Source organism: Flavobacterium sp. LK-23 (assembly GCF_058135255.1).
The window spans coordinates 123,644-145,798 of the sequence record NZ_JBYUVT010000008.1 but is presented as its reverse complement, the minus strand read 5'-3'; the positions used below and the strand labels follow the sequence as shown (position 1 = coordinate 145,798).

General features: G+C 33.7%; 20 protein-coding genes and 1 tRNA gene. 16 read left to right on the top strand and 5 right to left on the bottom strand.

Annotated features, from left to right (window positions below):
• Positions 1–359 precede the first annotated feature (359 nt).
• The 16 genes from AC3Y25_RS13960 to AC3Y25_RS13885 all read left to right on the top strand — a co-directional run bounded on the left by AC3Y25_RS13960 (position 360) and on the right by AC3Y25_RS13885 (position 17,508).
• A complete protein-coding gene (locus AC3Y25_RS13960; protein ID WP_035691746.1) occupies positions 360–833 on the top strand; it encodes a division/cell wall cluster transcriptional repressor MraZ in 474 nt (157 codons plus the stop codon).
• Positions 808–1,716 carry a 16S rRNA (cytosine(1402)-N(4))-methyltransferase RsmH gene (gene rsmH, locus AC3Y25_RS13955; protein WP_248729495.1) on the top strand — a complete coding sequence of 303 codons (909 nt, stop codon included), beginning with the start codon at positions 808–810 and terminating at the stop codon, positions 1,714–1,716. Before AC3Y25_RS13960 ends, rsmH begins: the two co-directional genes overlap by 26 nt.
• A 21-nt stretch (positions 1,717–1,737) precedes the next feature.
• Positions 1,738–2,085 carry an FtsL-like putative cell division protein gene (locus AC3Y25_RS13950; RefSeq protein WP_008467159.1) on the top strand — a complete coding sequence of 116 codons (348 nt, stop codon included), beginning with the start codon at positions 1,738–1,740 and terminating at the stop codon, positions 2,083–2,085.
• Positions 2,076–4,082, top strand: coding sequence for a penicillin-binding protein (locus tag AC3Y25_RS13945; RefSeq protein WP_489903156.1), 2,007 nt, complete (start codon positions 2,076–2,078; stop codon positions 4,080–4,082). The genes AC3Y25_RS13950 and AC3Y25_RS13945 overlap by 10 nt, the downstream gene beginning before the upstream one ends.
• Entirely contained in the window at positions 4,079–5,542 is a 1,464-nt protein-coding gene (locus AC3Y25_RS13940; protein WP_489903155.1) for a UDP-N-acetylmuramoyl-L-alanyl-D-glutamate--2,6-diaminopimelate ligase, read from the top strand. The genes AC3Y25_RS13945 and AC3Y25_RS13940 overlap by 4 nt, the downstream gene beginning before the upstream one ends.
• 102 nt (positions 5,543–5,644) lie before the next feature.
• Positions 5,645–6,877, top strand: coding sequence for a phospho-N-acetylmuramoyl-pentapeptide-transferase (gene mraY / locus AC3Y25_RS13935; RefSeq protein WP_250834009.1), 1,233 nt, complete (start codon positions 5,645–5,647; stop codon positions 6,875–6,877).
• A complete protein-coding gene (murD, locus tag AC3Y25_RS13930) occupies positions 6,878–8,209 on the top strand; it encodes a UDP-N-acetylmuramoyl-L-alanine--D-glutamate ligase (protein ID WP_201998400.1) in 1,332 nt (443 codons plus the stop codon). It abuts the gene before it with no gap.
• A 67-nt stretch (positions 8,210–8,276) separates the two neighbouring features.
• Entirely contained in the window at positions 8,277–8,636 is a 360-nt protein-coding gene (locus AC3Y25_RS13925) for a four helix bundle protein (protein WP_201998398.1), read from the top strand.
• 50 nt (positions 8,637–8,686) lie between these two features.
• The gene (locus AC3Y25_RS13920; protein WP_489903154.1) at positions 8,687–9,997 is read left to right on the top strand and encodes an FtsW/RodA/SpoVE family cell cycle protein; all 1,311 of its coding nucleotides are present in this window, start codon (positions 8,687–8,689) and stop codon (positions 9,995–9,997) included.
• A gap of 45 nt (positions 9,998–10,042) precedes the next feature.
• On the top strand, positions 10,043–11,131 hold the full coding sequence (gene murG, locus AC3Y25_RS13915) for an undecaprenyldiphospho-muramoylpentapeptide beta-N-acetylglucosaminyltransferase (RefSeq protein ID WP_489903153.1): 1,089 nt from the start codon (positions 10,043–10,045) through the stop codon (positions 11,129–11,131).
• A 33-nt stretch (positions 11,132–11,164) separates the two neighbouring features.
• Positions 11,165–12,514, top strand: coding sequence for a UDP-N-acetylmuramate--L-alanine ligase (gene murC / locus AC3Y25_RS13910; protein ID WP_489903152.1), 1,350 nt, complete (start codon positions 11,165–11,167; stop codon positions 12,512–12,514).
• Positions 12,501–13,223, top strand: a complete 723-nt coding sequence (locus AC3Y25_RS13905) for a cell division protein FtsQ/DivIB (RefSeq protein WP_248729504.1) — start codon at positions 12,501–12,503, stop codon at positions 13,221–13,223. The genes murC and AC3Y25_RS13905 overlap by 14 nt, the downstream gene beginning before the upstream one ends.
• 6 nt (positions 13,224–13,229) lie before the next feature.
• On the top strand, positions 13,230–14,636 hold the full coding sequence (ftsA, locus tag AC3Y25_RS13900; RefSeq protein WP_250834005.1) for a cell division protein FtsA: 1,407 nt from the start codon (positions 13,230–13,232) through the stop codon (positions 14,634–14,636).
• Between the two features lie 79 nt (positions 14,637–14,715).
• Complete coding sequence (ftsZ, locus tag AC3Y25_RS13895; protein ID WP_379796342.1) at positions 14,716–16,710, top strand: cell division protein FtsZ; 1,995 nt, start codon at positions 14,716–14,718, stop codon at positions 16,708–16,710.
• 199 nt (positions 16,711–16,909) lie between these two features.
• The gene (locus AC3Y25_RS13890; protein ID WP_198854339.1) at positions 16,910–17,359 is read left to right on the top strand and encodes a GatB/YqeY domain-containing protein; all 450 of its coding nucleotides are present in this window, start codon (positions 16,910–16,912) and stop codon (positions 17,357–17,359) included.
• A gap of 75 nt (positions 17,360–17,434) precedes the next feature.
• Positions 17,435–17,508, top strand: a tRNA-Arg gene (locus tag AC3Y25_RS13885).
• 142 nt (positions 17,509–17,650) lie between these two features.
• Here AC3Y25_RS13885 and AC3Y25_RS13880 read toward each other — a convergent pair.
• From AC3Y25_RS13880 to AC3Y25_RS13860, 5 genes are all read right to left on the bottom strand, one after another.
• Positions 17,651–18,280 carry a hypothetical protein gene (locus tag AC3Y25_RS13880; protein ID WP_489903151.1) on the bottom strand — a complete coding sequence of 210 codons (630 nt, stop codon included), beginning with the start codon at positions 18,278–18,280 and terminating at the stop codon, positions 17,651–17,653.
• 275 nt (positions 18,281–18,555) lie between these two features.
• Positions 18,556–18,987: a hypothetical protein gene (locus AC3Y25_RS13875; protein ID WP_489903150.1), complete on the bottom strand. Its 432-nt coding sequence runs from the start codon at positions 18,985–18,987 to the stop codon at positions 18,556–18,558.
• Between the two features lie 398 nt (positions 18,988–19,385).
• A complete protein-coding gene (locus AC3Y25_RS13870) occupies positions 19,386–20,285 on the bottom strand; it encodes a WD40/YVTN/BNR-like repeat-containing protein (protein ID WP_489903149.1) in 900 nt (299 codons plus the stop codon).
• A 121-nt stretch (positions 20,286–20,406) separates the two neighbouring features.
• Positions 20,407–21,516 carry a tetratricopeptide repeat protein gene (locus AC3Y25_RS13865; RefSeq protein WP_489903148.1) on the bottom strand — a complete coding sequence of 370 codons (1,110 nt, stop codon included), beginning with the start codon at positions 21,514–21,516 and terminating at the stop codon, positions 20,407–20,409.
• A gap of 9 nt (positions 21,517–21,525) precedes the next feature.
• Positions 21,526–22,119 carry a dihydrofolate reductase family protein gene (locus tag AC3Y25_RS13860; protein ID WP_489903147.1) on the bottom strand — a complete coding sequence of 198 codons (594 nt, stop codon included), beginning with the start codon at positions 22,117–22,119 and terminating at the stop codon, positions 21,526–21,528.
• Between the last annotated feature and the right edge of the window lie 36 nt (positions 22,120–22,155).

Here is a 22,155-nt window from a genome sequence, read left to right as displayed (position 1 = left end):
AATTTCGACAAATATAGGGTTAATTCAACAAAAATGAATTTTTGATGCCATTTTTTAACTAGATAATTTCAGTAGAATATGTAAAATGTTAAAAATCAGTAATTAAGATGATATTTGTTAAAATACGCAAATGTTAAGAAATGTGCATTATAGTCAATTTTTTAAGAAAATTAGCGCATTATTTTTTTGAATGAATAACGTATTTAAGAATCTGTTAATTAATAGTTAAAGTATTGATTAGTTGTAGATTATGGAAAGTGGTAGCAAAGTGGTTAAACTTATTAACAAAGTGGTATAAAGTGGTAATATGTGGTAATATTTTTTATATTTTTGCTGTATAACATGTTAACTAGTTTTTTTTGAACACAATTGTTGGAACATATGAATGTAAAGTCGATGCTAAAGGGAGGCTAATGATGCCTGCACCTTTAAAAAAGCAGTTGACGGCTTCTCTTCAAGACGGATTTGTTTTGAAGCGTTCTGTTTTTCAGCCGTGTTTAGAATTGTATCCGATGGTAGAATGGGATGCGATGATGAAAAAAATCAACAAGCTTAATCGCTTTGTAAAAAAGAACAACGATTTCATTAGAAGGTTTACTGCTGGTGTTAAAGTGGTTGAGGTTGATGCATTAGGAAGGTTGCTTGTTCCAAAAGATTTGGTAACGTTTGCAAGTATTTCTAAAGATGTGGTTTTTTCATCTGCGGTTAATATTGTTGAGATTTGGGACAAAGATTTATACGAGAAATCAATTAGTGGCGAAGATATGGATTTTGCAGATCTAGCCGAAGAAGTAATGGGAAATATTAATGACGACGAAGATGGAATATCATAATCCGGTTTTGCTTCATCCAACAGTAGATGGTTTAAATATTAAACCTGATGGTGTGTATGTAGATGTTACGTTTGGAGGCGGTGGTCATTCAAAAGAGATTTTAAAAAGATTAGGGCCAAACGGAAGGCTGTTTGCATTTGATCAAGACGAAGATGCGCTTGCCAATGCACTGCCAGACGAAAGGTTTACTTTGATAAACGAAAATTTTAGGTTCATAAAAAGGTTTTTACGTTTTCACGGAGTAAAAGCAGTAGATGGAATCTTGGCAGATTTGGGAGTTTCATCACATCAGTTTGATGTTCCAGAAAGAGGTTTCTCTACCAGATTTGATGCCGAACTAGATATGCGGATGAGTCAAAAAAATGATTTAAATGCTTATCGAGTGGTTAACGAATATGAAGAACAGGATTTACGTCGTGTTTTTTTTGATTATGGGGAGTTGAAAAATGCACCGGTTTTGGCTAGAACAATTGTTGAGGCAAGAAAAGATTACCCGATCAAAACGACTGAAGAATTGAAAGATGTTTTGAAAAAGTTTTTGCCAGAGAAAGTTCGAAACAAAGTTTTGGCTCAGATTTATCAAGCAATTCGAATCGAGGTAAATCAGGAAATGGATGTTCTAAAAGAATTTATTGAGCAGTCGTTGGAGATTTTAAAACCAGGAGGAAGATTTTCGGTTATCTCATATCATTCGTTAGAAGATCGTTTGGTAAAGAGATTTATTAAAAACGGAATGTTTGAAGGAGAACCAGAAAGAGATTTTTACGGAAATTTTTCAGTTCCATTCAAAACTATCGGAAAACTGATTGTTCCAGACAACGAAGAAATCAAAATTAATAATAGAGCAAGAAGTGCCAAATTAAGAGTTGCAGAAAAGCTATAATATATATTAAGGTAGGAAATAATGAAAAGTGGTGTATTTAGCATATTAAAAGCAAGATTCCTGATTCATGAAGATGCAGTAAAAAATTGGCGATTTATCGTCTTTATAATTCTGCTGGCCATTTTGATGATTGCCAATACACAGCGATACGAACAAAAGGTTTTTGAAATCGCGAAATTAAATAATGAAGTAAAAGAACTAAGATCTGAATTTGTGGATCGACGTTCAGAATTAATGAAGTTAAAAATGGAGTCAACCATCTCGGATAAAATGTTAGAGAAACAAATTTTTCCGTCGACGGTTCCTCCAGTGAAAATAGAAGTTAAAAAAGAAGAAGAAAAAAGTTTCTTTAAAAGAATATGGCAGTAGACGATAAACATATATCCTACAGAATTTACCTCGTAGCAGTTTTCATCTTTTTGATGGCAATTGCTATTGTCGTTAAATTAACCAATATTCAGTGGGTTGATGGAGATTATTACAGAAAACTGGCGAAACAGCGTACGGTTAGAAACTTTATAATTCCTGCCAATAAAGGAAATATTTATTCTGCTGACGGAAGTTTGTTGGCAACATCAATTCCGAATTATGAAATTCGTTTTGATGCAAAAGCGCCAAAAACAGAGACTTTCGAAAAATATGTAAAACAATTGTCAGATTCTCTAGCAACAGTTTTAGATAAGCCAAGTGGCTATTTTCAAAAAGAATTAAGAAAAGCACGAGAGAATAAAAACCGTTATTATTTGATTGCCCGCAATTTGAGTTATACGGAATATGTGAAAATTAAAGGGTTTCCATTATTCAATTTAGGTGCTTTCAAAGGTGGAATTATTGTTGAGCAAGAAACTGTTAGAAAACATCCAATAGGTAAAATTGCAGAAAGAACAATTGGTTACGACCGTATTGATCCAGCAACTGGAATAGAAGTAGGAAAAGGAATTGAATGGGCTTTTAAAAGCTATTTGAACGGAAAAGATGGTAAGATTCTAAAGCAAAAAATTGCAAAAGGACAATGGAAACCAATTCGTGATGTAAACGAAGTGGATCCAATTGACGGTTATGATGTGATATCGACTATAGATGTTTTCATTCAAGATATCGCACACCACGCTTTGCTGAAACAATTGGAAGATTACGAAGCAGATCACGGTTGTGTAGTAGTAATGGAAACGGAAACAGGATACATCAAAGCGATTTCAAATTTAGGAAGAGCAGAAGATGGTTCTTATTACGAAACAACCAATTATGCAGTTGCTGAATCTCACGAACCTGGATCGACTTTTAAATTAGTTGATTTAATGGCGATTTTGGAAGATAAAGTGGCTGATACAAGTACAGTTTACGATAGCCATGGTGGGGAAATTAGATATTATGGAAGAGCTGTTCGTGATTCGCATAGAGGCGGTTACGGGAAAGTTACTTTGGCACGCGGATTTGAGCTTTCTTCCAATACCGTAATGGTTCAGGCGGTTTACGAAAATTACAAAAGCAACCCGCGTAAGTTTGTGAATCATATTAATGAATTAGGCTTAAATAAACCATTGGGATTGCATTTTAAAGGAGAAGGAAGGCCTTATATTCCGCAGCCTGGAGACAAACATTGGTCGGGAACCACGCTTCCTTGGATGGCTTTTGGATATAACGTTTCGGTTACGCCAATGCAGACTTTAACCTTGTATAATGCAGTTGCAAACAATGGGGTAATGGTAAAACCACAATTTGTATCAGAGATTAAAGAATGGAACAAAACCATTAAAAAGTTTGATACAGAAGTAATGAATCCAAAGGTTTGTTCGCCAGAAACACTTAAAAAAGTAAAAGCAGTCTTGGCGAATGTGGTGAAAAAAGGAACAGGTTCTAAGTTGTATTCGAAAGATTTTTCAATGGCAGGAAAAACGGGAACAGCTATGGTGAATTACGGTAACGCAGGAAGAGAAGGAATGTATTATGCGTCTTCTTTTGCGGGGTATTTTCCAGCTGATCATCCAAAGTATTCTTGTATTGTAGTGGTTCATAAACCTAATACATCTAGAAATGATTACTATGGAGCAGATGTTGCCGGACCGGTTTTTAAGAGAATTGCGCAAAAGATTTTTACCGATGCGCCTTCGACAAATAAAATCAAAAAATTAGATTCTAGAATTCCGAAACAGGATGCTAGTTATGATAAATATACGGCTGAAGCTAATAAAAAGCTTAACCAGATTCCCAATTTAAAAGGAATGCCAGGAATGGACGCGATTGCTTTACTAGAAAATTTAGGTTTGAAAGTAAAAGTAAATGGAATGGGAAAAGTAAAGAATCAATCGATTCAAGCGGGAACCAGTATAAGTAAAAACACAACAATTGTATTAGAATTATCGTGAAAGTATTAAAAGACATATTATATAAAGTAGCTATTGAATCTGTAAAAGGTTCAACAGATATTGCTATTCAGAAAATCGAATTTGATTCACGTAAAGTAGAGGTAAATGACATTTTTGTAGCAATTCGCGGTTCACTTTCAGATGGACACGATTATATCGAAAAAGCAATTCAGCTTGGAGCAAAAGCGATTATTTGTGATACGCTTCCTGAAAATACAGCTAATGAAGTAACTTATATTCAAGTAAAAGATACCAATACGGCTTTAGCTTTTATGGCCGCTAATTATTTTGAAGATCCATCTGCAAAACTAAAATTAGTTGGTGTAACAGGAACAAATGGAAAAACGACTATTGCATCCTTATTATTTCAGTTGTTTCAAAAAGCAGGCTTTAAGGTTGGTTTATTGTCAACGGTAAAAATTGTAGTAGATCAAACAGAATATCCAGCAACGCATACAACACCAGATTCTTTAACTATTAATCATTATTTAAATGAAATGGTTGAAGCGGGAGTTACGCATTGTTTTATGGAAGTAAGTTCGCATGGAATTCACCAGAAACGTACAGAGGCTTTACATTTTGTGGGCGGAATTTTTACGAATCTTTCTCACGATCACTTAGATTATCACCCAACATTTGCTGAATATAGAGATGTTAAAAAGTCGTTTTTTGATTCTCTTCCAAAATCAGCTTTTGTTATATCGAATATTGATGACAAAAACGGATCAGTAATGCTTCAGAATACAGTGGCTAAAAAACTGACTTACGCTTTAAAATCTTATGCAGATTATAGAGCACAGATTTTAGAAAGCCAATTGTCTGGATTATTGTTGAAAATTAATGATAATGAAGTTTGGGTAAAACTGATTGGTACATTCAACGCATACAATGTTTTAGCGATTTATGGAACTGCTGTAGAGCTAGGAATTGATAGTCTTGAAGCGTTGCGTTTACTGTCTGATTTAGAAAGTGTTTCGGGTCGTTTTCAGTATATCGTATCAGATGGCGGAATTACTGCTGTTGTAGATTACGCACATACGCCAGATGCCTTAGAAAATGTTTTAAAAACGATAAATGATATTCGCACTAAAAACGAACAGCTAATTACTGTAGTAGGCTGTGGAGGAAATCGTGATAAAACAAAACGCCCGATTATGGCAAAGATTGCTTCAGATTTAAGCGATAAAGCAGTTTTGACTTCGGATAATCCAAGAAACGAAGATCCGGAAGTTATTTTGGATGAAATGGAGCAGGGAGTTGAGCCTCACAACTATAAAAAAATGCTGCGAATTACAGATAGAAAACAGGCAATTAAAACGGCTTGTCAATTGGCTCAGGCTAAAGATATCATTTTAATTGCAGGAAAAGGGCATGAAACGTATCAAGAAATAAATGGTGTTCGCCATCATTTTGATGATATGGAAACGGTAAAAGAGATTTTAGAACAACTAAATAAATAACAAAAAGGAAATTTCAAAATCCAAATCCCAATAAAATTTGGATTTTGGATTTTAAAAAATTGGAATTTAATTCGAGATTGGAATTTAAAAAAATAAGAAAATATGCTGTACTATTTATTTGAATATTTTGATAAAACATTGGACATTCCTGGAACAGGAGTTTTCCAGTACATCACATTTAGGTCAGCTTTGGCATTTATGCTTTCGTTGCTTCTGTCGACTATTTATGGTAAAAGAGTAATTAACTTTTTACGCCGTCAGCAAGTTGGAGAGACTGTACGTGAGCTTGGTCTTGCAGGTCAGAATGAAAAAGCTGGTACACCAACAATGGGAGGGTTAATTATCATTGTTGCAACCTTAATTCCAGTTTTGTTATTTGCAAGATTACATAACATCTATATTGTATTGCTTATTGTAACTACGTTATGGATGGGAACTATTGGTTTTGTTGACGATTATATCAAGATATTTAAAAAAGACAAGCAAGGTTTAAAAGGTATTTTTAAAGTAATTGGACAGGTTGGTCTTGGAATTATTGTTGGAGCGGTTCTTTATTTTAACCCTGCCGTAACGGTAAGAACAGATACTGGCCGTACAGATGTATTTAAAACTGTAGTAAATTCAACAGTTATTGTACCAGCAGGGGTTGAAGAAAAATCTACAGCAACAACTATTCCTTTCGTAAAAAACAACGAATTTGACTACGCAGAAGTATTGTCTTTTATGGGAGATGGCTATGAGAAATGGGCTTGGCTAGTATTTATTCCAGTAGTTATTTTTATTATTACAGCAGTTTCAAATGGGGCTAATTTAACAGATGGGATTGATGGGCTCGCCGCCGGAACCTCTGCAATATCTGTCCTCGCGCTCGGGATTTTTACATTCGTTTCGGGTAATATCATTTTTTCAAATTATCTGAATATTATGTACATCCCCAATTCGGGAGAAATGACGGTATTTATTTCGGCTTTTGTTGGTGCATTGATTGGTTTTCTTTGGTACAATTCTTATCCAGCTTCTGTATTTATGGGAGATACGGGAAGTTTGACTATTGGAGGGATTATCGCAGTTTTGGCCATTGCAGTTCGTAAAGAAATATTGATTGTTTTATTCTGTGGAATTTTCTTAGCAGAAAGTGCTTCAGTAATTATTCAGGTAACTTATTTTAAATATACGAAGAAGCGTTTCGGAGAAGGACGAAGAATTTTCCTGATGTCGCCGCTTCATCATCATTATCAGAAAAAGGGATATCACGAAAGTAAAATCGTAACTCGTTTCTGGATTGTTGCAGTAATGTTAGCCATATTGTCAATCATTACCCTAAAATTAAGATAAATGAGATTAGTAGTTTTAGGAGGAGGAGAAAGCGGTGTAGGAACCGCGATCCTCGGTAAGAAACAGGGATATGATGTTTTTGTATCCGATTTTGGAAAAATAAAAGAGAGTTACAAAGAAGTTCTTATCATTAATAAAATAGCTTGGGAAGAAGAGCAACATACAGAAGATTTAATTCTAAATGCAGATGTGGTAATGAAAAGCCCAGGAATTCCAGACAAATCTCCGATAGTAAAAAAGCTGGTTGCGGCAGGAGTGAAAGTGATTTCGGAAATTGAATTTGCGATTCCTTACACAGAAGCAATGACCATCGGGATTACAGGAAGTAATGGTAAGACCACCACAACAATGCTGACCCATCACCTGTTGAAATATGCAGGATTAAATGTCGGATTGGGAGGGAATATTGGAAAGAGCTTCGCCTGGCAGGTGGCTGAGAATAAATTTGATGCCTACGTTCTTGAATTAAGCAGTTTTCAGTTAGACGGAATAATAAATTACAGACCCGATATTGCGATTATAACCAATATAAGTCCGGACCATTTAGATCGATACGAATATAAATATGAAAATTATATCAATTCGAAGTTCCGAATAACGATGAACCAGACTGAAAATGATTATCTCATTTACGATGCGGATGATATCGCAAGTACAGAATGGTTACAGAAGAACAAAACAAAAGCAAAACTAATTCCTTTTTCATTGACGAAAAAATTTGATGAAGGGGCTTCTATAAATAACAACAAAATGGAAATAAAGATCAACCAAGAAGAGTTTACAATGGATACAGAACACATTGCGTTAGAAGGAAAACATAATATGAAAAACGCCATGGCAGCAAGCTCTGTAGCTAAATTGATGCAAATTAGAAATGCAACGATTCGTGAAAGTTTATCTAATTTCCAAGGTGTTGAGCACCGTTTAGAAAAAGTATTAAAAATACAGAACGTTCAATATATCAACGATTCAAAAGCAACAAATGTAAACGCTACTTTCTTTGCTTTGGATAGTATGAATTCACCAACAGTATGGATTGTTGGAGGTGTTGATAAAGGAAACGATTACAACGAATTAATGTCGTTAGTACGCGAAAAAGTAAAAGCAATTATCTGTCTTGGAATCGATAACCGTAAAATTATTGATGCTTTTGGAAACGTTGTTGATATTATGGTTGAAGTGAACAATATGAATGATGCAGTAAAAACTGCTCAAAGATTAACAGAAAAAGGCGATGTAGTTTTATTGTCTCCAGCCTGCGCAAGTTTCGATTTGTTCGAAAACTACGAAGACAGAGGAAAGCAATTTAAGCAAGCGGTGCACAATTTATAATTTTAGATTTTAGAGTTCAGATTTTAGATTGTTTCCAATCTTTGAACTCAAATAAGTTCTTTTGAATATGACGACGAATGAAATGAAGGTGAGAACAAAGAGATTCTCTTTGATGGTAATTGATTTAGCTGAGAAGCTTCCAAATAGCAATGTGATTAGATCTATTGCAAGTCAAATAGTGAGAAGTGGAACATCAGTCGGTGCGAATTATCGAGCGGTATGCAGAGCTCGAAGTGATAAAGAATTTATTTCTAAAATGAACATAGTTTTAGAAGAAGCAGATGAAACTTTGTTTTGGTTAGAAATTATAAAAGAAAAAATGTGGATTGCTAAAGAGGAATTAGAAACGTTGTTAAAAGAAGCAAATGAATTAACAGCAATTTTTGTGAGTAGTTTAAAAACAGTAAATAAAAGAATCAATCAATAAAAACCGAAGGTTTTGGAAAATAATCTAAAATCTAAAATCAGAAATCTACAATGAAGCAATTAGTAAACAAACTAAAAGGAGATAGGGTAATATGGTCATTTGTGGCCTTATTGGCGTTGTTTTCGTTTATGCCTGTTTTTAGTGCGAGTAGTAATTTGGCTTATATTGGGCACGGAACAGGAAATACATTAGGGTATTTAGTAAAACATTTGGCGCATATCTGTATTGGATTCTTAATTATTTACTGGGTGCATAGAGTTCCGTATCACTATTTTAGAGCCATTTCGAAGATTGCGCTTCCGGTGGTTTGGATTTTACTGCTTTATACGCTTTTAAAAGGAACTGTTATCGCTGGAGCAAACGCTAGCCGTTGGATTCAGGTGCCTTTTATCGGAATTACGTTTCAGACATCAACATTGGCATCTATTGTATTGTTTATTTATGTAGCGCGCTATTTGTCTAAGACTAAAGAAGAAAATGAGCCCTTTCAGGCATCATTGATTCAGCTTTGGGTTCCGGTATTTATCACATTAGTATTAATTCTTCCGGCAAACTTTTCGACTACGGCGTTAATTTTTGCAATGGTTTTGATGCTGACATTTATTGGTAAATATCCATTAAAATATATTGCTTTTATCATTGGTTCAGGAGTTGCGATGTTGGCATTTTTCCTTTTGGTAGCAAAAGCTTTTCCAGATTCAAGATTCTTTAGCAGGGTTTCAACTTGGGAAAGTCGTATTACGAATTTCACAACAGATAAGCCAGACGAAGATGATTATCAGATTGAGAAAGCAAAAATTGCAATTGCATCTGGAAAATTAGGAGGATTAGGTCCAGGAAAAAGTGTACAGAAGAACTTTTTACCGCAATCTTCTTCCGATTTTATTTATGCCATTATTGTGGAGGAATATGGTTTGGTTGGAGGAGTTTCAATTGTTATTCTGTATTTGTTATTATTGTTCCGATTTGTAATTGCTTCGCATAAAGCTCCTACGGTGTTTGGAAAATTAGTTGTCGTTGGGGTTGGGTTTCCGATGATATTTCAAGCAATGATCAATATGGCGGTTGCGGTAGAATTATTGCCAGTTACAGGGCAGACACTTCCGTTGATAAGTAGCGGGGGAAGTTCGATTTGGATGACGTGTCTTGGACTCGGAATTATCATTAGTGTAACAAGAAAAGAAGAAGAAATTGCTGAGGATAAATTGGAGAGAGAAAAACGAAAAGAAGCCTTACAGCGATTGATAGATAAAGAAATGGCAGAAGAGGATTTACCGGCAGACGAAATATATGAAGAAGAGGCAATGTATTCGATAGAAGACAATTCAAGAAATCCGATGAATGCGGTTTTAAACAAATAAGATTAAAATATAAAATTTTTTAAAAAAGTTGTAATTTTTAGACAGATGACAAAGTATAAATTCATACTTAGCGGAGGAGGAACAGGAGGGCACATCTATCCTGCGATTGCAATTGCAAATGAATTAAAATTACAATTTCCTGATGCAGAATTTCTTTTTGTAGGTGCCAGAGATAAAATGGAAATGCAGAAAGTGCCTCAGGCAGGTTACGAAATAAAAGGTCTTTGGATTGCTGGTTTACAGCGAAAATTGACATTACAAAATTTGATGTTTCCACTTAAATTGGCAAGCAGTTTATTGGAATCAAAAAGAATAATTAAAAAATTTAAGCCAAATGTGGTAATCGGTACGGGGGGGTTTGCCAGCGGACCTTTATTGCAAGCGGCAGGTTCGGCAGGAATTCCAACAGTGGTTCAGGAGCAGAATTCTTATCCAGGAATTACAAACAAATTGTTGAGCAAGAAAGCCAATGCAATTTGTGTGGCTTATGAAAATTTAGAGCGTTTTTTTCCAAAAGAAAAAATTGTTTTAACAGGGAATCCAGTTCGTCAGGATTTGATTGATATTGATAGCAAACGTGAAGAAGCAATTGCTTTCTATGGTTTAGATCCGAATAAGAAAACATTATTGGTTTTAGGAGGAAGTTTAGGAGCAAGAAGAATCAATCAGTTAATCGAAAAAGAATTGCAAAATTTCCTTTCGCAAGACGTTCAGGTAATCTGGCAATGCGGAAAATTATATTTTGAAGATTATAAAAAATACAATCAGCCGAATGTAAAAGTGGTTGATTTTATTGAAAGAATGGATTTTGTTTACGCAGCATCAGATGTCATAATTTCACGTGCAGGTGCTTCATCAGTGTCAGAATTGTGCATTGTGGGGAAACCAGTGATTTTTATTCCGTCACCGAATGTAGCTGAGGATCACCAGACTAAAAATGCACAAGCGATTGTTGATGCTAAAGGTGCGATTTTGTTGAAAGAATCTGAGCTTGACAGTCAGTTTAGCATTGTTTTTGAAGCGCTGCTGAAAGATTCTGGAAAACAGAAACAATTAAGTGATAACATTAAAAAATTGGCAAAACCAAGAGCTACACAAGATATTGTGGCAGAGATTGTGAAGTTGATTAAATAATATAATAAGTTGAAGGCTTAAAGCAAATAAAAAATGAATTTAAATCAAATACAAAACGTTTATTTTATTGGTATCGGAGGAATCGGAATGAGTGCTCTGGCTCGTTATTTCAAGTTTATTGGAAAACAAGTTTCAGGTTACGACAAAACGCCTTCTATGTTAACTAATGAATTGGTTGAAAGCGGTATTGATATTCATTTTGAAGATGATATAAACTTAATTCCAAAAGATTATTATGTAGAGAATACGTTGGTGATATATACGCCAGCGGTTCCAAAAACACATTCAGAATGGAATTATTTTATTGAAAGACATTACGAGGTTAAAAAACGAGCAGAAGTTCTTGGAATTATAAGTAAAGACACTTTTTGTTTTGCAGTGGCAGGAACACACGGAAAAACAACAACTTCTAGTATTTTGGGCCATATTTTGTTTCAAAGCGGTGCTGATGTAACGGCTTTTATTGGAGGAATTGTAGAGAATTATAATTCAAACTTGATAGGAAGTGGAAAAACGGTAACAGTTGTAGAAGCAGATGAATTTGACAGATCGTTTTTGCATTTGCGTCCAGATATCGCTTGTGTGACTTCTATGGATGCGGATCATTTAGATATCTACGGAACAAGTGATGCAATTGAGGCTTCTTTTAGAGAATTTGCTTCAAAAGTTGAGGATAAAAATAATCTCTTCATTACCAAAGAATTGCCTTTAGAGGGAGTTCAATGTGCTGTAAATGAAGATGCTGTTTATAAGGCTTTTAATGTTCGCATTGAAGATGGGGCCTATGTTTTTGATGTGCAGACGCCATCAGAAATTATGAAGGATTTGCGTTTTGGATTGCCTGGAAGACACAATTTAATGAATGGATTAATGGCTATTGCGATGGCTAAAACTTATGGCACCCCGACTGATTCTATTGCAAAAGCCATTGCTTCGTTCAACGGAATTAGAAGACGTTTTTCATACCAAATTAAGAGTGAAAATTTAGTGTATATTGATGATTATGCACATCATCCAACAGAAATAAATGCTGTTCATCAAGCAGTTAGGGAGTTGTATCCAGGGCGTAAAGTTCTGGCAATTTTCCAGCCGCATTTGTTTAGCAGAACAAGAGACTTTATTGACGGATTTGCAGCAAGTTTATCGCAGTTTGATGAAGTGTTTTTGATGGATATTTACCCTGCTAGAGAGCTTCCGATGGAAGGAGTAACTTCTGAGTGGCTTTTGGGTAAAATGACAAATTCGAACAAAAAGATTGTTGCAAAAGAAGATTTATTAGGTGAAATTAAAGCCAGTGATGCACCTATTATTGTAACAATTGGAGCTGGTGATCTGGGAGAGATGGTTCCGTCAATTAAAAAGGTTTTAAATGAAAATATTTAATTGGGCAAATATTAGATTAGTACTTATTTTCGGACTGGTTTTGTTTCTATATTCTTTCGCTAAACACCGAAATGGAGATCGAAAATTGAAAAAATCAGTGGTCGTTTTTGTAGGAGAAAATACGCTTTTTGTGAAGCCAGAGACGGTTAATAAATTGTTGATAGAAAATAGAAGAGACGCTTCCAGTATTAGAAAAGATGAACTAGATTTGAATAAGATAGAGAAAACCCTCGATACGCAAGAGATGATTGAGAAGTCAAACGTTTTTGTAAGTATTGATGGAGTTCTAAAAGCAGTAGTAAAACAGAAGACGCCCATAGCAAGAGTTTATGACGGCGCTGCTTCTTTTTATATTGACTATGAGGGAAATAAAATGCCCTTATCGGACAATTTCACTGCGCGAGTTCCTCTTGTTTCAGGGGCAATAAATGAAAAAAATAACGAAGATTTAGCCGCTTTATTTCGCACAATTTATGACGATGCGTTTTTGAAAAAAAACATCATTGCTGTAGAGATTATGCCGAATGGAAGCTTAAAAATGTTTAATCGTAACTATGATTACTTCATAGATTTTGGAAGAACGATGAATGTTGATAAGAAATTTAGAAACTATAAAGCCTTTTTTCAAAAAGCAGTTTTAGATAGTTCGTTATACAAATACAAAAAAATTGACCTTAGGTTTACGGAACAAGTAGTTTGCACTAAATAATAGAAAATGGAAAAAGATAATATTGCAGTAGGTCTAGATATTGGAACAACCAAAATCGTTGCCATGATTGGCAAAAAAAATGAATATGGTAAGTTGGAGATTTTGGGCATTGGTAAATCCAAAAGTTTGGGTGTTGCCAGAGGAGTAGTAAACAACATTACGCAGACGATTCAATCGATACAACAAGCGATAGTCGAAGCAGAAAATAATTCAGGATACAAAATTAAAGATGTGGTTGTGGGTATTGCCGGACAGCACATCAGAAGTATTCAGCATACAGATTACATCAGTAGAAATAATCCAGAAGAAGTAATTGGTGAAAAAGATATTCAACTTCTAATCGATCAGGTAAACAAACTGGCGATGTTACCAGGAGAAGAAATTATTCACGTTTTGCCACAAGAGTTCAAAATTGACGGACAGTCTGAAATTAAAGAGCCAATCGGAATGTATGGCGGAAGATTAGAATCTAGTTTTCACGTTGTAGTTGGACAGGCATCTTCTATCAGAAATGTTGGTAGATGTATTCAGAGTTCAGGAATAGAATTGTCTGGATTGACATTAGAACCATTAGCTTCGGCAGATGCTGTTTTGAGTCAGGAAGAAAAAGAAGCTGGTGTTGCGCTTATCGATATTGGTGGCGGAACAACAGATTTAGCTATTTTCAAAGACGGTATCATTCGCCATACGGCTGTAATTCCTTTTGGTGGAAATGTAATTACAGATGATATCAAAGAAGGCTGTTCGATCATCGAAAAACAAGCTGAACTTTTAAAAATAAAATTCGGATCTGCTTGGCCAGGCGAAAATAAAGATAACGAGATTGTTTCTATTCCAGGTTTGAGAGGAAGAGAGCCAAAAGAGATTTCGCTTAAAAACTTATCTAAAATTATTCACGCAAGAGTGGTGGAAATTGTAGAGCAAGTTTTTGCAGAAATTAAAGCATACGGACACGAAGATCCTCGTAAAAAGCTAATCGCTGGAATTGTATTAACAGGTGGTGGTGCACAATTAAAGCACATTAAACAGCTGGTAGAATACATTACTGGAATGGATACAAGAATTGGTTATCCGAACGAGCATTTGGCAGGAAACTCTGGAGAAGAAATCTCTAGCCCGTTATATGCAACTGCAGTAGGATTAGTAATGAACAGTATCGAAAACAGTTCGCAAAGCGCTGTTAGAATGGAAATGGTAAAAGAGCAACCAAAAATTGTTTATAGAACCGCTCCGCCAGTTCAGCGATACGAAGTAGAAGAAAACTACGTTGAAAGAGTAGAAACTATTGATGAGCCTGAAGAAGTTGTAAGTCAGAAGGCGCCTAAAAATGAATCTACTGAAACCAAAATAAGAAGATCATTTTTTGATCGATATGTCGACAAAATCAAAGAATTTTTAGACAACGCAGAATAATAAAAAGAGAAGGATTATTTCTTGCCCCAAGTCAAGAAGTAAAAAATGTACTTAATAAGAATTTCAAAAAACCAAAAAGATGATGAGCAACTCAGAATTTGGAAGTATTTCATTTGATTTACCAAAAAATCAATCAAATGTAATCAAAGTAATAGGTGTAGGTGGAGGCGGAAGTAACGCAATTAACCACATGTTCAAACAAGGTATTAAAGGCGTAGATTTTATCGTTTGTAATACCGATTCGCAAGCGCTTCAAAATAGTTCAGTACCCAATAAAATTCAGTTAGGAGTTAATTTAACTGAAGGGTTAGGAGCTGGAGCAAATCCAGACGTTGGACAGCAGTCTGCAATTGAAAGTATTTCTGATATTGAAAAGATGTTGGACCGCGGTACTAAGATGGTATTTATTACTGCTGGTATGGGTGGAGGAACTGGAACTGGTGCAGCTCCGGTAATTGCGCAATTAGCAAAAGAAAGAGAAATATTGACAGTTGGTATCGTGACCATTCCGTTTCAGTTTGAAGGGAAAGTGCGTCAGGAGCAAGCTATTATTGGAATTGAGAAATTGCGTAAGCAAGTCGATTCTTTAATTGTAATCAACAATAATAAATTAAGAGAAGTATACGGAAATCTAGGTTTTAAAGCTGGATTCTCGAAAGCGGATGAAGTTTTGGCAACAGCCTCTAGGGGTATTGCCGAAGTAATTACGCACCACTATACTCAGAATATCGATTTACGTGACGCAAAAACTGTTTTGGCCAACAGTGGGACTGCTATAATGGGGTCTTCTGTAGCTGAAGGCGAAAACAGAGCTAAAGATGCTATTGTTTCGGCTTTAGATTCTCCATTGTTGAATGATAATAAAATTACTGGTGCCAAAAACGTATTGTTGCTTATCGTTTCTGGAACTAATGAGATTACTCTGGACGAAATCGGAGAAATCAACGATCACATCCAAGCTGAAGCAGGTTACAATGCAAACATTATCATGGGAGTTGGTGAAGACGAAAGTCTTGGCGAAGCTATTGCAGTAACTATTATCGCAACAGGTTTTGATGTAGAACAACAAAATGAAATTGTAAATACAGAACCAAAGAAAATCATTCACACGTTAGAAGATGAGCAAAGAAGTGTTCATAATCTAACTAATAAACCGCTTGCATCTTTTGATTTAACTGTGGACACACCAACAGCAAAAGTGGAAGATAAAGTAGTTTTTGATTTAATTGATGATGACGAAACTTTTACTCCGACTCCAGTTCAAGCTGTTGCTCCAGCTATCAATCAGGAAGAGTTAGTGGTTATGTCTGAGTTTATCAAAAATCTTGACGTAACTTTCGAAATTGTTTCGCCAATTACCGATATCGATTTTACAATCTCTGCTCCTGAAACGCCAGCAGCAAGAGAAGTGCAACAGCCACCAGTACAGCAGCAGCCAGTACAACAGCAAAGAGTATTTGAAAGAGAAGAGCAAACTACTTTTTCTTTCGATCTTCCTTTGTTCAAGCAAGAGCCTATAAAAAGAGAACCAGTTGTTGAAGATAACAGAGTTTTGTTTGAATTAACAAATGAAACTCGTGATATTAAAGTAAACGATCCAGTACAATTTGTTCCAGTAACTGAAGTTTCAGACAATGGAATTATTAAGTATTCTCTAGAAGAATATATGGAAGTTGAAAACGATTTGTTGGCTTCTAAACCAGTTGAGAAAGTAGTTGAAGAAACCATTCCAGAGGAATTAAACATCACGTTGAAACCAAGACCAGATTTTGCTAGTCAACCTGATTTGGCTACAACTTCTGAAGTTTCTCCTTTAGAATTAACTATTGAAGAAACATTACGTTTAAGAGCCGAAGAAAGAAGAAAGAAACTAAAAGAATTTAACTATAAATTCCATAACAATGTTTCTAGAATTGATGAGTTGGAAAAAGAGCCAGCTTATAAAAGATTAGGAATAGATTTGTCTAACTCACAATCTAACAATACAAATTCTAGAATTTCTGTTGGAACAGATAGTAACAACGATTTGCAATTACGTTCAAACAATTCATTTTTGCACGATAACGTAGATTAATTTTAGAATCATAATATTGGGTAACCCGAAAATTGGATTTAATTTTCGGGTTATTTTTTTTATCTTCGCACAGAATTTCAAAATTTGACTTCCTAAATAGGTTTTTAAAGTGAATCTTATGGTTACCCTGAGCGAAGTCGAAGGGTCAAATTAATATATCAATTAATAAGCTTTGGCTTATTTTAAATAAAACATAAACATGAGTTTACAAACACAAATCATGGACGAAATCAAAACGGCCATGAAAGCAAAAGATACTGTAGCTTTAGAAGCGTTAAGAGCTGTAAAATCAGAATTATTATTGGCTTCAACAGCTTCTGGATCTAAAGAAGATTTATCTGAAGATGAAGAAATTAAATTACTTCAGAGATTGGTTAAAACTCGTAAAGAAAGCGCAAGAATCTTTACAGAGCAAAACCGTCCAGATTTAGCAGAACCAGAATTGGCTCAAGTAGCTGTAATCGAGAAGTTTTTACCAGCTCAATTAAGCGAAGAAGAAGTAGAAGCTGTAATAGCAAAAATTATTGCTGAAACAGGAGCTTCTGGAATTGCTTCAATGGGTAAAGTAATGGGATTAGCATCTGCTCAATTAGGAGGAACTGCTGAAGGAAAAACCATTTCTACAATTGTAAAGAAATTACTTTCGTAAATAATAATTTTAGATTTTAGACTGTAGATTTTAGATTGCAATCTAAAATCTATAATCTAAAATAATAAATAAACTGACCTCGTAGTTCAACTGGATAGAATATCAGATTTCGGCTCTGAGGGTTGGGGGTTCGAACCCCTCCGGGGTCACTAGAAATTTTGAAAGCCTGCAAAGTGTATATTTTGCAGGCTTTTTTATGTTTCAAAAATCTCTTAATTATTTTTTACTTTTTACAAAGGCCCAATGTTTACAAGTAATTTTGGTTCGAATCCCATCAAGGAGTATTTTGAATCAATTAATGATTTTAAATTTTCCTTTTATTGTTTCACCTTCAAAAGTCGCTGTATAGTAAACAATTTTATTATCAATTCTATCAATTTTCACGTTCATTTTATCACCTATTTTATAGTTTAATTCGCTAGCTGCTAATTCGATTACTATTGCATTGTATTCACACTCATTTATCCATTCTAGGTTTGATTTAATATAATTTTTACCACCATTTGGATACTCCGTAAATATATTGTCTTTAATAATTATATAAGTTGAATCATCATCTGTTTCGGAATATCTTAGTTTGCAATTTTTTAAAAATGAACAATTTACTTTTTCAGTAGATTGTTTTTTTGCTACATAGAAAAAATTCATATCATATTCCTTTGATGATTTTAAAATTGGATAAAGTTTTTCATTTCTAATCAGCCATTTTTTATTTGCAGGGAAATTGTCATCGTTTTTTAGAATTAATATATCTTTTTTAATAGTCCAAGTTCCAAAAGTTGTATGCTTTTTGCCTATTGTATAACTCATTTCAAAAGTTCCATCGAATTTAAAATTAACAGTTGATTGAAGCCAACTTGTTTGAAACTCATAAATTCCTGAAATGTCTGAGACCCTATGTTTTTTTTGTTTTGAGGTCATTTGATTTTCCGTTATATCAACAGTATAAGCCTATAAAATCAATGCTGAAGTAAGATATATAAATAAACGAGTAATAATTTTTAATTTTATCATTTGTTACATTATGTTATTGATTTTTCCTACTGTTGAGAGATATTGCCGGAAATGTTCTAAGGCTATATGAGATTTACTAGTTATTAAACTGGGTATTTTCTGTCAACCAAAATAGAAATAAAAATTTCACTAAATCCGCAAATTTCTTGAAAGAGCTTTTATGTAATGGCTTTTAGTAAGATTTATATTTTCAGCCACCATTTCATTGTTTTTATTTTTTCAGTTTGTATGTCATTCAATTTTTGAGAATCAAATTCGGTCAATGTATTTTTGAGTGATTCGAGTCCGTAATTTTCCTTTAGCCAAAAAGGGAATTCTTCAACGCTTTTGTTCCAATTTTCGATTGTAGATTTCAAAACAATACTTAAGTCAATTTCTGTTTTTGGTTTTAGCTTATTCAATATTATTCCAGCATATTTTTGGTCGATATATTGAGTATTTGGTCTATTTACGTTTTCTAATATTTTAATTATGGCGCTTACAATTATTTCATCCGTAACTTTATCCAATCTATCAATAAGTTGTTCGATTCTTAAATGTCCTAGTTTATCCATTAAGTCAATAGACAAATAAAATTCTTTTTGAAAATCATCTGTTGTTTTTGGTATGTTCATCTTGCTTAAGCTTGTTGCTAACTTATATGTATGTCCGACATTATATATTGACTACACCTGATAAATCCAAATATTTTCTTCTTTTCAAATATAAGCTTTTTTAATTCATTGCTTAGGAGTGATTTAGATTTACACTCGAATCTTACAAAATTAGCCTCATTTAAAATTTTTTAAATATCTAACAAATGGTTCGAATTCTACACCGTCAGAGTCATTACAAGTAAAAAAGCCTATTTCGTTTATGAAATAGGCTTTTTTTAATAATATTTTTTTTGATTTTCGTATAAGTTTCGTTTTGTGAAATTAGCGATTGTAAATCTCATAAAGTTGATTTGATGAAGTTAGAGCCATTCTAAAATAAGCGAACTAAATAAAGTTATCTTACTTTTTTATTAGAGTTAATACAACTGTTTTATTTTTTCATCTTTTGCAATAAACAACCCATCTTCAAACATTATATATACATTAAATTTGGTTCTTTTAATGTTTGTAAACCAGCCAGGGAGTTTATATTGTTTCAATGTTTTATCATGAATTAATTGTCCGTAATACCCATATTCTTTACCCGTTTTCCGATCTGTTCCAGTTCCTGAAATATGTACAACATTATCTTTTTGAAGAATTTCACTAACCTGACTGCATAAATCTAAATAGGCTAATGTGTCAGTTTTATTTTTACTTTTCTTGTAAAGTTTCAAATTATCACTGACGCCATTTACGCCATATGGATAATCAACAACATCTCTTGTATACTCGGTTTCAGGTATCGTTTTTACATATACCCAATCTTTTTTATAGTCTGCTCCTTGAAGTTTGTAAATTTTGTTTTCATCTGTAAGCAAACAAAGTTGCTCCTTTGGATTTGAAATTATTTTTATTGGGAAAAACTTTTTAGTATCAAAAGTTATTGTTTCCCATGAATTTCCAAAGTCTTTTGAAATATGGATGCGAGAATAATCAGACTCGTGAATTCCTTCCCAACTATCAATCCCCACTAGAACTTTTTTATCAGTAAAAGTAATGTCTTTAAACATTAATGATGTCTTAATGTCTTTCCAATTTTTTCCGCCATTTGTGGAATACATTAATGTAAAATACTTACAGGCAATAACAGAATCTTTTGAAATGTCATTAATATTATTGATATATCTATTTTCCTTATTTGATGGTGCAGTATTTGTATCGCCAGTACTTCTTACATTTGAGTCTTTTGCGGTATCTACTTTATTAAAAGAGTTCTTTTTACAACTGATTGCAAAAAATAAAATAACTAAATATATTCCATATTGTCTTTTCATAAAATAGCTGCTAATTTATTTGTAGCGCTAGCGCAAGCCTTATATTTATTGGTTTGCGCTTTTTAATTTGTATAATTTCCCTTATATCTACTTGGGAATATTCAAAATAAATGAAATAATTTTACTTATTATATTTTTCAAAGAGTTTAATAGCCTCCGTTTTTAAGTCACTATAATTTAAGTCATCATTAAACCCTATTCCTGAGTTATAATGTGTGTTCCCTTTACTGGCGCAAAGGAGGTATTTTGTCCCGCCTAATTCAATAGAAATTGGTGAAAACTCCGTTTGTACTCTCAAGACAATTTGACCTGAATTGTCTATTAAATAGAAGAGATGTTTATTATAAATATTTCCTTTGTTTTTATTTTCGTAGCGCTCAAATGCTTCTACCTGATAGCCATTCCATTTAAATTGATCATAACAAAACATATCTTTTAAATTGTCTTTTAATTCTCCTTTTGCATATGCTTCATATAGCTTGTCTTTGTAAGGTTTTGCTTTTTCATATTCTTTTCTATAGTAATAAATTTGAATAAGTTTTGCATAAGAATGATAATCAGTAGGATCTACTTGAATGAGTTCGATGAAAACGGGCTCTGCTTTTTCGTAATTTCCTTTTAAAGATTCTAAAAGTCCAATGTTAAATAAGACATTTATGTATGAATGAGATTCTTTTGATATTTTTGATTTTGTTGTATAATAGGCTTCTAGAGCTTTGTCATTTTCTTTTTGTTCGTAATAGATTTGAGCTAACATTAAATAAGGTCTGTTTGGACATACTTTTTGCAATGTTGCTTTCTTATAATTTTCAAGCGCTAAATTGAATTCTTTGATTTGATAATAAGAATCACCAATTCCGCTATAAGATTCTGCATCATTTGGATTTAAATTGATTGCATTTTGAAAATAAGTTATAGCTTCATTGTATTTACCCATATAGTTTAATGTAGAAGCTTTTATATAAGCGGGTACAGGATCTTTGCTGTCTTTATTTATAGATAAATCCATGAATTTAATGCAATTTGCATCATCTTCTTTCATGTAGTAAGCAAGTCCAATATAATAGAGAGATTTTGCTGAAAAATCTTTGTATTCAGAAGTGTATTGGCTAATTATTTTGTCAAATTGCTGAGTGTCCGATAAGTTTTTAAGTTCATTTGTTACTTTATCTTGAGCGAGAATCACTAAGCTGAAAAAGATTAAAATGAATGTTAAGATATTTTTCTTCATATATATGTTCTAAATTATTGCATTCCCAGTTTTTACTTCCCCATTTCGGATATAATTGGCTAAAATTACTCCAGTTGTAGTCACCGTACTTTCTATTAAGGAAAATCCCTTTGGATTTGCATTATCATCAAAAAGTTTTTTTCCTTTTCCAAGTAACAAAGGATGAATTTTTAAGCGAAGTTCATCAACCAGATCATTTTGCAATAATAAATGAATCAGTTTGCTGCTGCCCCAAACTTGAATGTCTTTTCCTTCAGAATTTTTCAGTTTTTTGATAGCATCAAGACTTTCAATAAAAACGGAATTTTTCCAATCCGATTTTTGTCTGCTTTTAGACAAAACATATTTATTTCCATTATTAATTCCTGGCCAAAATTCGGAATGGTCGGGCCAATAATTTTCCCAAATTTCGAATGTTTTCCTACCCAAAAGATAATCTGCCGGTTGCAGTTCGTTTTGAACCGCTTTATTGTAAGCTTCGTCACCGTATGGAACTGTCCAACCTCCAAATTTAAAACCTTCAGATGTATCTTCTTTTGGCCCGCCTGGAGCTTGCATTACGCCGTCTAATGAAATCATCGATAAAACAATTATCTTTCTCATAATAGCTAAAATTAATTACTTCAATTTGATTTGGCT